Annotated in this window: 10 protein-coding genes; 3 read left to right on the top strand and 7 right to left on the bottom strand. The window is 74.2% G+C overall.

What is annotated here, in order from left to right; translation table 11 throughout:
* Positions 1-44 precede the first annotated feature (44 nt).
* Together ACI79L_RS02710 and ACI79L_RS02705 are read left to right on the top strand one after the other, a co-directional pair.
* Positions 45-1592, top strand: coding sequence for an acyl-CoA synthetase (locus ACI79L_RS02710; RefSeq protein WP_456935287.1), 1548 nt, complete (start codon positions 45-47; stop codon positions 1590-1592).
* A complete protein-coding gene (locus tag ACI79L_RS02705; RefSeq protein WP_456935286.1) occupies positions 1589-2749 on the top strand; it encodes an acyl-CoA dehydrogenase family protein in 1161 nt (386 codons plus the stop codon). The genes ACI79L_RS02710 and ACI79L_RS02705 overlap by 4 nt, the downstream gene beginning before the upstream one ends.
* A 54-nt stretch (positions 2750-2803) precedes the next feature.
* Here the strand turns inward: ACI79L_RS02705 and ACI79L_RS02700 are convergent, their stop codons facing one another.
* The 6 genes from ACI79L_RS02700 to ACI79L_RS02675 form a co-directional block, all read right to left on the bottom strand.
* Positions 2804-4033: an ABC transporter substrate-binding protein gene (locus ACI79L_RS02700; RefSeq protein ID WP_456935285.1), complete on the bottom strand. Its 1230-nt coding sequence runs from the start codon at positions 4031-4033 to the stop codon at positions 2804-2806.
* Positions 4034-4041: 8 nt separating this feature from the next.
* On the bottom strand, positions 4042-5280 hold the full coding sequence (locus ACI79L_RS02695; protein ID WP_456935284.1) for a branched-chain amino acid ABC transporter permease: 1239 nt from the start codon (positions 5278-5280) through the stop codon (positions 4042-4044).
* The gene (locus ACI79L_RS02690) at positions 5273-6163 is read right to left on the bottom strand and encodes a branched-chain amino acid ABC transporter permease (RefSeq protein WP_456935283.1); all 891 of its coding nucleotides are present in this window, start codon (positions 6161-6163) and stop codon (positions 5273-5275) included. The genes ACI79L_RS02695 and ACI79L_RS02690 overlap by 8 nt, the downstream gene beginning before the upstream one ends.
* A complete protein-coding gene (locus ACI79L_RS02685) occupies positions 6160-7113 on the bottom strand; it encodes an ABC transporter ATP-binding protein (RefSeq protein WP_456935282.1) in 954 nt (317 codons plus the stop codon). The genes ACI79L_RS02690 and ACI79L_RS02685 overlap by 4 nt, the downstream gene beginning before the upstream one ends.
* Positions 7101-7892 (bottom strand): ABC transporter ATP-binding protein, encoded by a 792-nt coding sequence (locus ACI79L_RS02680; protein ID WP_456935281.1) that lies wholly within the window; start codon positions 7890-7892, stop codon positions 7101-7103. Before ACI79L_RS02680 ends, ACI79L_RS02685 begins: the two co-directional genes overlap by 13 nt.
* Before the next feature lie 159 nt (positions 7893-8051).
* On the bottom strand, positions 8052-9203 hold the full coding sequence (locus tag ACI79L_RS02675; RefSeq protein WP_456935280.1) for a beta-propeller fold lactonase family protein: 1152 nt from the start codon (positions 9201-9203) through the stop codon (positions 8052-8054).
* A gap of 147 nt (positions 9204-9350) precedes the next feature.
* On the opposite strand from ACI79L_RS02675, the gene ACI79L_RS02670 reads away from it, so the two are divergent.
* Positions 9351-10754 carry an MFS transporter gene (locus ACI79L_RS02670; RefSeq protein WP_456935279.1) on the top strand — a complete coding sequence of 468 codons (1404 nt, stop codon included), beginning with the start codon at positions 9351-9353 and terminating at the stop codon, positions 10752-10754.
* 1 nt (position 10755) lies between these two features.
* Here the strand turns inward: ACI79L_RS02670 and ACI79L_RS02665 are convergent, their stop codons facing one another.
* The gene (locus ACI79L_RS02665; RefSeq protein ID WP_456935278.1) at positions 10756-11709 is read right to left on the bottom strand and encodes a sugar phosphate isomerase/epimerase family protein; all 954 of its coding nucleotides are present in this window, start codon (positions 11707-11709) and stop codon (positions 10756-10758) included.
* Positions 11710-11921: the final 212 nt, after the last annotated feature.

Below are 11921 nucleotides of genomic sequence, written 5' to 3'. Positions count from 1 at the left end.
CAGACTCCGTGACCCAGGCCACAGCAGCGCGGGAGAGGGCAGACATGGACAGGGGCATCGGCAGCTGGCCGACGCGGCGGGCGTTCCTCTCCGGGGACCGCACCGCCCTGGTGTTCGGGGACCGGCGGCTCACCTACACCGACTTCGACCGGCGCACCGACTCCCTCGCCCGCGCGCTGCGCGACCTCGGCGTCCGCCAGGGCGACCGGGTGGCCGGGCTCCTGCTCAACAGCCCCGCGTTCCTCGAGACCATGTTCGCCACCGCCAAGCTCGGCGCGGTCTTCGTGCCGATGAACCTCCGCCTGGCACCGCCGGAGGTCAGCTACCTGCTCGCCGACTCCGGTGCCGACGTCTTCGTCTGGTCCGGTCCGCTGGCGCCGGTCGCCCGCGCCGCGCTGGGCGCCGAGGGCGTCCGCGTGCGGCACCGGGTGGTGGCCGACGGCGAGGCCGGCGACGGCGAGCTCGCCTTCGAGCCGCTGCTGGCCTCCGGCGAGCCGCGGGCGCTGGGCACCGACGTCGCCGGCAGCGACCTGTCCTGCCTGATGTACACCTCCGGCACGACCGGCCGCCCCAAGGGCGCGATGCTCACCCACGACAACCACTTCTGGAACGTCGTCAACGTCCTGTCCTTCGGCCGCGGGCTGAGGGAGAGCGACGTGACCGTGACGGTCGCGCCGATGTTCCACATCGGCGGGCTCGGCGTGCACACGCTGCCGCTGCTGTACCTGGGCGGCACCAACGTGGTGCTGCCGTCGTTCGACCCGGCGCAGACCCTCGAGGCGATGGCGCGGTCGCGGGCGACCGTGCAGTTCCTCGTCCCGGCGATGTGGGCCGCGCTGACCGCGGTCCCCGACTTCGACCGGCACGACCTGTCGGCGCTGGAGCTGGCCGTCACCGGCGGCGCGCCGTGCCCGCTGCCGGTCATCGAGTTCTTCCAGGGCAAGGGCCTGCCCTTCCAGGAGGGCTTCGGCATGACCGAGACCGCACCGGCGGTGTCGATCCTCGACGCCGACCACGTCAAGGAGAAGGCCGGGTCGATCGGCCGGGCGCTCATGCACGTCGAGGCGCGGATCGTCGACGAGGACGACCGGGACGTCGCCACCGACGTCGTCGGCGAGCTGGTGGTGCGCGGGCCCAACGTGTTCGCCGGCTACTGGGGGCTGCCCGAGGCGACGGCGGAGGCGTTCCGCAACGGCTGGTTCCACACCGGCGACCTCGGCCGGATGGACGCCGAGGGCTTCGTCACCCTGGTCGACCGCAAGAAGGACATGATCATCTCGGGCGGCGAGAACGTGTACCCGATCGAGGTCGAGCAGGTGCTCTACCGGCACCCGGCGGTGCGCGAGGTCGCCGTCGTCGGGGTGCCCGACCCGCGCTGGGGCGAGACGCCGGTCGCCGTCGTCGCCCTGGGCGCGGGCGCCGACGCCACGGCCGAGGACCTGCTGGGCTACGCACGGGAGCGGCTGGCCCACTTCAAGTGCCCCACCCGGGTGGAGTTCGTGCCCGAGCTGCCGCGCAACGCCACGGGCAAGGTGCTCAAGACGACGCTGCGCAAGGAGTACGGCGGCGCCGAGGAGGCCGTGCAGCGGTGACGACGGCCGCGCTCGCCGCCGACCCGTGGACCACCCCCGAGCGGGTCGCGCTGCGGCGGCTGGCCCGGGACTTCGTCGCCCGCGAGGTCGCGCCGCACGTCGACGAGTGGGAGACCGCCGGCGAGCTGCCGCGGGAGCTGCACCGCCGGGCGGCCGCCGCCGGGCTGCTCGGCGTCGCGTTCCCGAAGGAGGTCGGCGGCGGGGGCGGCGACGCGATCGACTCGGCGATCGTCACCGAGGAGCTGCTGCTCGGCGGCGGGTCGACCGGCGTCGCGGCGAGCCTGTTCACCCACGGGATCGCGCTGCCGCACGTGGTGGCCGACGGCTCCCCCGCGCTGGTCGACCGGTACGTCCGCCCGACCCTGGCCGGCGAGCTCATCGGGTCCCTCGGCGTCACCGAGCCCGACGCCGGCTCCGACGTCGCGGCGCTGCGGACGCGGGCGGTCCGCGACGGCGACGAGTACGTGGTCGACGGCGCGAAGACCTACATCACCAGCGGCGTGCGGGCGGACTTCGTCACCACGGCCGTCCGCACCGGCGGCCCGGGCCACGCCGGCATCTCGCTGCTGGTGATCGACAAGGGCACGCCGGGGTTCACCGTCGGCCGGCGGCTGGACAAGATGGGCTGGCGCTGCTCGGACACCGCCGAGCTGTCCTTCACCGGCGTCCGGGTGCCGGCGGCGAACCTGGTCGGGCCGGAGAACAGCGGCTTCGGGCAGATCATGCGGCAGTTCCAGTCCGAGCGGCTGAGCCTGGCGGTGCAGGCCTACGCCACCGCGGCGCGCTGCCTGGACCTGGCGCTGGCGTGGGTGCGGCAGCGGGAGACGTTCGGCCGGCCGCTGTCCTCCCGCCAGGTGATCCGGCACAAGCTCGCCGAGATGGCCCGGGAGGTCGACGTCGCCCGGACCTACACGCGCGCGGTGATGCAGCGCTGGCTCGCCGGCGAGGACGTCGTGACCGAGGTGTCGATGGCCAAGAACACCGCCGTGGCCGCCTGCGACTCCGTCGTCGACCAGGCGGTGCAGGTGTTCGGCGGGCTGGGCTACATGCGGGAGTCGGAGGTGGAGCGGCACTACCGCGACGCCCGCATCCTCGGCATCGGCGGCGGGACCACCGAGATCATGAACGAGGTCATCGCCAAGCGGCTGGGCCTGTAGACGCCACCGGCGCCCGCCCCGGGAGGGACGGGCGCCGGGTGCGGCTCCGCCGGTTCAGCCGGCCAGCTGGGCGGCGAGCTCGCCCTCGAACGCCTCCTGGACGACCTCGGCGCCGCCGGGGACGTCGGCCGGCCGCAGGATGAGGCTCTGCGTGCTCGGCGAGACGCCGGTCTCGAACCCGTTGATCGGCACCAGCAGGCCGCCGGTGTCGACGTCCTCCAGCTCGCCGAACGCCGCGACGACGCCCTCGCGGGTCAGGTCGCCGCTCTCGCAGGCGGCGTCGAGCACCTGGTTCATCACGTCGCCCATCGCGTAGCCGAAGATCGCGCCGAGGCTCGGCGTGACGTTCGGGTAGGCCGCCTCGTACTGCTCGAGCAGCTCGGGCTGGGCGTCCCACGCGGTGACCGGCGAGGCCACGTAGAGGTGGTCCTTGAGCCACTGCGCCGACGCGCCCTGCAGCAGGCCCGGCGCGAACACCGGGTTGCTGCCCAGGATCGGGACGTCGAGGCCCTGGGCCTGCGCCACCGCGGCCACCGAGGCGGTCTGCGTGGGCGCGACGGTCAGCACGATCGCGTCGACGCCGGCCGAGGCGAACTGGGTGACCTGCGCGGACATGTCCTGGTCGGTGGACTTGATCTGCGCCGGGATCACCTCCAGGCCGCGGGCCTCCGCGACGGCCTCGGTGCCGGCCAGGCCGTTCTCCCCGTACTCGCCCTCGAAGTAGATGTGCCCGACGGTGGCGCCGTCCTGCAGCAGCCCCTGGTCGAACAGGTACTGGTAGCCGTTGGCGATCTCGACGTCGTAGGTCGCGCCGAGGACGCCGGTGCCGGGGATCTCGGTGAGCGTGCGCGCCCAGGCCGACGGGAAGTTGACGATCTGGTCGCTCTCGTAGTCCCCGGCCAGCGCGGTGTTGATCGGCGACCCGATCGTCTGCTGCATCGCCAGCACGTTGGGCTCCATCGCGCTGTAGAGCTGCACGCCGGTCTGCGGCACGTAGCCGGTGTCCTGGACGTCGAGCTCGACGTCGTAGGTGTCGCAGACCTGGTTGTCCTCCCAGTACAGGGTGTTGCCGTTGGTGATGTCCTGGCCGAGCGCGGCGAAGACGCCGGTCAGGTCGGTGAGCACCCCGAGCCGGATGGTGGTGTCCTCCACGCCGACGTCGGTGGCGACGTCGCCGCCGCCCTCGCCTCCCCCGCCGCCGCCGCTGTCCTCGGCCCGGGTGCTGCAGCCGCTGACGACGACGACGGTGACGGCGGCCAGGACGGTGGCCCCCCGCAGACGCACTGCTGCTCTCATCTGGCGCTCCCTTGCGCTGGTGGATCGGACTGTTCGGGGACGGTGCTGGGCGCACCCGAGCCCGGTGTGGCGCTCGGGGATCCGCGGCCGGGTCTGCGTCCCCGGCGGCGGAAGCGGTGGGCGATCCCGACCAGGCCGCCGGGTTCGAAGAGCACGACGAGCACGATCGCCAGGCCGAACAGGTAGCGGGCGGCGGTGCCGGCGGCGATGCCGCCCTCGCCGGGCGCGCTGACGAGCGGCAGCACGTCGGCGAACTGCTGGAAGACCAGCGGCAGGGCGGTGACGAACACCGCGCCCAGCGCCGCGCCGCCCACCGAGCCGAGCCCGCCGAGCACGATCATCGCCAGGTACAGCACCGAGACGGTCAGGCCGAAGGACTCCGGCGCGATGCTGCCGATCGACAGCGCGTACATCACCCCGGACAGCCCGGCGTACATGGAGCTGACCATGAACACCCGCGCCTTGTAGGCCTGCACGTTGACGCCCATGACCGAGGCGGCGACCTCGCTGTCGCGGAGCGTCTCCAGCGCCCGGCCGGGCCGGCTGCGCAGCAGGTTGCGGGCGAAGACGTAGGCGGCCAGCGCCAGGACGATGCCGAGGTACCAGAGCCGCTCGGCCTCCCGGTAGGGCACGCCGAGGACGAACAGCGTCGGGTCGCTGTTGCCGAAGCTGAACCCGAACAGCGAGAACTCCGGCACCGAGCGGCCGTTGAACCCGCCGGTGACCGGCGTCCAGGTGTTGAGCACGTGGACGCCGATGAACACCAGCCCGAGCGAGGCGACGCCGAGGTAGATGCCGCGCAGCCGGGCCGCGATCGGGCTGAACAGCAGGCCGGCGAGGCCGGCGAGCAGCACGCCGAGCACCATGCCGACGATCGGTGGCAGCTCCAGGCCGCGCAGCGCCGCCCGGGTGCCCAGGCCGCCGGACTCGCCGGAGACGTAGGTGTAGGTGGTCGCGCCGACGGCGAGGAAGAACGCGTGCGCCAGCGACAGCTGGCCGCTGGTGCCGACCAGCAGGTTCAGCCCGATCGCGCCGACGATCGCGCCGGCGACGGCGAAGCCGGTGCGCAGCCAGAACTCCTCGACGTACAGCGGGAGCACCAGCAGCACGACGAGGGCGGCCACGAGCAGCACCGGCCGGAGCCAGCGCAGCAGCGGGGAGCGGCCGGGCCCGGAGGCGTCCGCCGCCGTCGTCCGGCCGCGCGCCCCGGTGGGGGCGGAGAGGGTGTCAGACACGTGTCAGCTCCTTGGTCCCGAACAGGCCGGAGGGGCGGACCAGCAGCACGATGATCATCACGACGTAGGGCGCGACCTCGCCGAAGCCGCGGCCGAGGAACGACAGCTCCTCCTGGTATCCGGCCACCAGCGCCTCGGTGATCCCGATGAGCAGCCCGCCGACCAGCGCGCCGCCGGTGGAGTCCAGGCCGCCGAGGATCGCCGCGGGGAACGCGCGCAGCGCGACCGTGTAGGCCGCCGCGCTCACCCCCGGGGTCGGGGCGCCGACGAGGAACAGCGCCGCCACCGCGGCGAGGACCCCCGCGACGATCCAGGCCAGCGCCGACACCCGGCCCTGCCGGATGCCCATGAGCGCGGCCGCCTCGCCGTCCTCGGCCGAGGCCCGCATCGCCACGCCCCAGCTGGAGTACTTGAAGGCGACGAAGAACGCGACGATGAGGACGCCGGCGACGCCCATGGCGATCAGCCGGTTCTCGCTGATGCCGACGCTGCCGATGCGGACCGAGTCGCCGCCCCACGGGTGCGGGACGTTGAGGATGTCCGGGCCGATCTGCCGGATGAGCTCGGTCAGGATGATGATGTCGACGCCGATGGTGACGATCGCCAGGCTGATCACCGGGGCCCCGCGGAGCTGGTTGATGACCAGCCGCTCGACGAGGAACGCCGCCAGCGCCGTGAAGCCGACGCCGACGAGCACCGCGGGCAGGAAGCCGATCGGGTCCGACAGCCGGGCGATCGTGTAGGCGCCGAGCAGCAGCAGCGAACCGTGGGTGAAGCTGACCACCTCGCTGGCCTTGAAGATGATCACGAAGCCGAGCGCGATGAGCGCGTAGATGGCGCCCAGCGAGATGCCGTTCAGCAGCAGGGACAGGAACTGGGTCACGGCCGGCTCCCCGGGGCGTCGGTGGCGGTGGCGCCGTGGGCGGTGGACTGCTCGGCGGTGGGCTGGGCGTCGGTGGGCCGGGCGTCGGTGGGCCGGGGGTCGGCGGGCCGGCCGGCGGCGTGGTGGCCGGCGGCCTCGGCGGGGCCGACCTCGGTGCCCGAGCCGAGGTAGGCGCGGATGACCTCGGGGTCGGACTGGACCTGCGCCGGGGTGCCGTCGGCGATGCGGCGGCCGAAGTCGAGGACGGTCACCCGGTCGGCCAGCGACATGACCATCCCCATGTCGTGCTCGACGAGGATGACCGAGATCCCCAGCGCCGAGCGGATCTCCCGGATCGCGTCGGCCATCCGGTCGGTCTCCTGCGCGTTCATCCCGGCGACCGGCTCGTCGAGCAGCAGCAGCCGGGGCTCGATGCACAGCGCCCGGGCCACCTCGACCCGCTTCTGGTCGCCGTAGGACAGCACCCCGACGGGGGTGTGCAGCTTGGCACCCAGGTCCAGGAACTCGGCGATCTCGCGGATCCGCTCGCCGTGGACCCGCCCCTCCCGGGTGGCCCGCGGCAGCCGCAGCCCGGAGGAGAGGAAGCCCGCCTTCGTGAGGTGGTGGCGGCCGAGCATGAGGTTCTCGGCCACCGTCTGCGTGCCCGACAGCGCGATGTTCTGGAACGCGCGGGCCACGCCGACGCCGGCGATCTGGAACGGCCGCATCGCGCTCAGGCGGGCCTCGCCGAACCGGACCTCCCCGGCGCTGGCCCGGTAGACCCCGGAGAGGACGTTGAACAGCGTCGACTTGCCGGCGCCGTTGGGCCCGATGACGGCGTGGATGGCGCCCGGGGCGACGGTGAACGAGACGTCGTTGAGCGCCTTGATCGCGCCGAAGGCGACGCTGACGCCGTCGACCTCGACCGGCGGGACGTCGTCCCGGGTGGTCGCCGCGGTCACGCCGTCCACCGCGAGAGGGTGCGGCGGGGAGCCCGCTCGACGCGCTCGGCGGCCGGTTCGGCGCCGGCGTGCCCGAGGTAGAGCCGCTGCACCTCGTCGGTGGCGGCGAGCTCGCGGGCGTCGCCGGACAGGGACACCTCGCCGACGTCCAGGACGTAGGCGCGGTCGGCGACGCCGAGGGCCATCGTCGCGTTCTGCTCGACCAGCAGCACCGACGTCCCCTGCCGGTTGATCTCGGCGATCACCTCGCCGATCTGGCCGATGACGCGGGGCGCCAGGCCCAGGGACGGCTCGTCGAGCAGCAGCAGCCGCGGGCTGGCCATGAGCGCGCGGCCGATGGCGAGCATCTGCTGCTCCCCGCCGGACAGCAGCCCGGCCCGCTGCCCGGCGCGGTCGCGCAGCACCGGGAACAGGTCGTGCACGCGGGTGACGGCCCGTGCCTTGGCGGCGCGGTCGCGGTTGCCCATGCCGCCGGCGCGCAGGTTCTCCTCGACGGTGAGCCGGCCGAAGATCCGCCGCCCCTCCGGCACCTGGACCACGCCCCGGCGGACGATCTGGCCCGGGTCGCGGCGGGTGAGGTCGGTGTCCTCGAAGCGCACCGCGCCGGCGTCGACCCGGCCGCGGTGCAGCCGCAGCGTCCCGGAGACGGTGCGCAGCAGCGTGGTCTTGCCGGCGCCGTTGCTCCCGAGCACGGCCACGACCGAGCCGTCGGGGACCTCCATCGACACGCCCCGGACGGCCTGGACGACGCCGCCGTAGCTCACCTGCAGCCGGTCGACGGTCAGCACGGCGCCACCGGCTCCCGGAGCACCCCGTGTGATGTGTGCCACATGCGCACGGACGATAGGGGGAACGTCAAGATCGCGGCCCCGGCAGGGCCGGGACCGTGACCTGCCGGTGATACGGCACTGTCCGGTGCCGCCTGCCACCGCCGGTGCCGGGCGCGGTCAGGCGCCGGCGACGTCGAGGACGCGGACCGTGCCGTCGCCGGAGTTGGTGACGAGCAGCCGGCGCCCGTCCGGGGTCACCGTGACGCTCGTCGGGTCGGTCCCCGTGGGGATCCGCGCGGTGACGGCGCCGGTGCCGGCGTCGACCACCGCCACGGTGCCGTCCCCCACGTTGGCGGTGTAGAGGTGGCGGCCGTCCGGGGCCCAGGTGACGTCCTGGGGCCCCGCGCCCACGCCGGGCACGGTGGCCACCACGGCGTCCGTCGCCGCGTCGATGATCGTGACGTCGTCGCTGATGTAGCCGACCACCGCGATCCGCGTCCCGTCCGGCGAGGTCTCCAGTCCGTGCGGCCCGTCGCCGACGGGGACGGTGGCCAGGACCCGGTGGTCCCCGAGGGACAGCGCGGTCACGACGTCGGCGAAGTGGCTGGTGACGTAGACGGCCCCGCGCTCGGGCGCGATGGCGACCCCGTGCGGGGACCGCGCGACGTCGACCCGGTCCACCAGCGCCCCGGTGGCGGCGTCGAGGACGTCGAGGTGGCCCTCGTCGTAGTAGGACACGTAGAGCAGCCGGCCGTCGGGGTCGGTGGCCATGGCGTACGGGCCGCGACCCACCGGCACGGCGCTGATCACCGTGTCGGTGGCGGTGTCGATGGTGACCACGACGTCGGCGGAGAACTCCTCGTCGTAGGCCGAGACGAAGACGCGGCTCCCGTCCGGGGAGGTGGCGACCATCTGCGGCGGCGCCTGGGGCACGGGGACGGTCGCCCTCACCTCGGCTGTGGTGGGGTCGATGCGGAGGACGGCACCGAGGACGGGGTCGGCGACGTAGGCGGAGCGGCCGTCGGGGGTGACCGCGAGGTGGTGCGGCGACGAGCCGACCGGGACCGCGGGGCCGACCCCGGGCTCGGCGGCGCTCGCCGCCGGCGCGGCGGCGTCCCCGGCGTGCGCGCCGGGTGCGTGCTCGCCCGCACCGGCCGACGTCGCCGCCGCGCCCGCCTGCGGCTCGGGGGACCCGGAGCCCCCGGACCACAGGAGCGCGCCGACCACGACCGCGGCGAGGACCGCCGCCCCCAGGCCCAGCGCGATCCCGCGCCGGCGCGTCCGGCGCCGGTAGTGCTTCCCGTGCGTGACCGTGTGGTGCAGGTCCATGGCTCATCGCCCCGTCGGCCGTCCGGGTGTGCGTGTCGCAGGGGATGGATGGTCGGGGCCCGCCCCGCCCGGGACAAGGGGGACGGCGCCGGCAGCGCGACCGGCACCACCCGTTGCGGAGAGCAACGACCTGGGACCCTGGAGGTCATGACGCCGCCGCGCCCGCCGCGCGCCCTCGTGCCCGTCCTGGTCTTCGTGGGGACGGTCGTCGCCGTCATCAGCAGCCTGGGCGCGCCGCTGGTCCCCGCGGTCGCCGCCACGATGGACGCCGACCTGCCCGACGCCCAGTGGTCGCTGACCGCCACGCTGCTGGTCGGCGCGGTGGCCACGCCTGTGGTGGGCCGGCTCGGCGACGGGCCGCACCGGCGCCGCGTCGTCCTCGCCGTGCTGGGCGTGGTGACCGCCGGCGGGGTGCTGGCGGCCCTCCCCCTGGGCCTGGGGTGGCTGGTCGCCGGGCGCGCGCTGCAGGGCCTCGGGCTCGGGCTGACGCCGCTGGCCATCGCCACCGCCCGCGAGGCGCTGACCGGCGAGCGCTCCCGCTCGACGATCGCGGCGCTGTCGCTCACCGTCGTCGCCGGGGTCGGCCTCGGCTACCCGCTGGCCGGGCTGGTGGCCGAACTCGGCGGGGTGCACGCCGCGTTCTGGGCCGGCGCCGCGGTCAGCCTCGCCGCACTGCTGGCCGCGGCCGCGGTCCTGCCGCCGGCCGCGACCACGACCCGGCGGCCGCTCGACGTCGTCGGCGCGCTCCTGCTGGGCGCCGGGCTGACCGGGCTGCTCGTCGCGCTCGGCGAGGCCGAGACGGAGGGCTGGACCGCCCCGGCGCCGTGGCTGCCGGCCGGCGGTGCGGTCGCGGCACTCGCCTGCTGGGTGCTCTGGGAGGCGCGGACGCCGGCGCCGCTGGTCGACCTGCGGCTGGCCCGCGGGCGGCTCGCGCTCACCGCCCACGTCGCGGCGCTGCTGGTCGGCCTGTCCAACTACCTGCTGCTGTCCTCGGTGCCCGTCCTCGCCCAGACGCCGGCCACCCCCGGCCCGGGCTTCGGCGCCTCGCTGCTGGTGGCCGGTCTGGTGCTGCTGCCGTTCTCGGCGGCCAGCGTGCTCGGGGGCCGGCTCGCCCGGGTCCTGGCCGACCGCGGGCGGCAGCACCTGGTGCTCCCGGTCGCCGCGCTCGTGCAGGCCGGCGCGTTCGTGCTGTTCGGGCTGACCCGCACGGACCTGTGGCAGCTGTTCGCCGTCATGGCCGTCGCCGGGCTCGGGGTGGGCGCGTCCTTCGCGGCGTTCCCCGCCCTCGTGGTCGCCGCGGTGCCGCCGTCGGAGACCGGCAGCGCCACGAGCCTCAACCAGGTCCTGCGCTACGTCGGCTTCGCGCTCGGCAGCGCGCTGACCGCGACCCTGCTCGGCGCCGCGCCGGACGCCGGCGGGTACGCGACGATCGCGGTCCTCGGGCTGGCGGTGTGTGTCACGACCGCCGTTCTCTCCTGGCTCGCGCTGGGACGCGCGGAGGGGCGGCCCCGGGAGTCCGGGACCGCCCCTCGTCGAGCGCCTGCGGCGTAGCTCAGCCGTTCGTGCAGGTGAGGTAGGCGAAGCCCTCCTCGGCGGCCTTGAACGGGTCGAACGTCGGGTCGGTGAAGCGCGGGTCGTGCTCGACGACGTAGTACTTCGTGCTCCCGCCGGCGGCGGCGAAGATCTCCGGGAAGTCGATGGTGCCGCGACCCACGATCTCGATCCGGTTGTTCAGCGCCGGGTTGAGGTCCTTGACGTGGAACAGCTGGATCCGGTTGCCGTACTCCTCGATGACGTCGACCGGGTCGAGGCCGGTCCCGGAGACCCGGCCGGCGTAGGTCACCCAGTACAGGTCGAGCTGGGAGACGACGTTCTTGGCCTGGGTGTGCTGCATCAGGATGTCGAACGCGGTGCGGTCGCCGAAGACGGTCGTGAACTCGAAGTCGTGGTTGTGGATCATCAGCGTCTGGCCGGCCTTGCGGGCCTGCTCGCCGACGGCGTCCAGGTACTCGGCGTAGGCGACCCAGTCGGCCTCGGTCTTGAGCTGCCCGACCCACGGGGCGCCCGCGGTGCTGCCGGAGCCGAAGTACTTGATGCCGAGGACGCGGTTCTCCTCGAGGATCCGGTCGATGTCCGCAGGGCTCTCCTGCGAGCCCACGTCGACGTGGCGGGCCGACGCCTTGAGCCCGTACTGGTCCAGGAGGGCCGCGTACTGCTCGGCGGTCCAGCCGCTCAGGGTGTACGGCTCGACGTTGCGGTAGCCCATCTCGCTCAGCTCACGCAGGACCTCCTCGTGGCGCGCCTGCGCCCCGGAGCCGGAGCCGATGTAGCCCGCGAAGGTGTAGAGCTGGATGGAGATCTTGTTCAGCGGCACCCGGGCGCAATCGGCGCTGCTCGTGGGCTGGGTGGAGGGGGCCGCGTTCGCGGGGCCGACGAGGCCCACGAACACGAGTGCGGACAGGGCGGCCAAGAGCACGGCTCGCGTCAGGTAACGCAGGTCTCTCACGGGGTCGGTCGGTCCTCTCGGGAGTGACGGCGCACGTCGCACCCAGGAGCGACCGAACGAGGCCGGCGATCCGCGGTGCTCTGTGCCGTGTGCCACAACCTAGCGAGACTTCCGCTCTCCGCAAAGCGGAAGTTCGCGCAGCACTGAGCGCAACCAGTGACACGCCGTAGCGTGGCCATCACCGCAGGTCAAGAGCGTGTCGCACGGACTGA

This window comes from Geodermatophilus sp. SYSU D00684, assembly GCF_054050455.1.
Note: the sequence above shows the minus strand (reverse complement) of the source record. Positions and strands in the feature narration are given on the sequence as shown.

Excerpts from the sequence above, each read along its gene's own strand:
- ACI79L_RS02710 (WP_456935287.1), top strand. The coding sequence starts at position 45 with ATGGACAGGGGCATCGGCAGCTGGCCGACGCGGCGGGCGTTCCTCTCC.
- ACI79L_RS02675 (WP_456935280.1), bottom strand. The coding sequence starts at position 9,203 with ATGGACCTGCACCACACGGTCACGCACGGGAAGCACTACCGGCGCCGG.
- ACI79L_RS02670 (WP_456935279.1), top strand. The coding sequence starts at position 9,351 with ATGACGCCGCCGCGCCCGCCGCGCGCCCTCGTGCCCGTCCTGGTCTTC.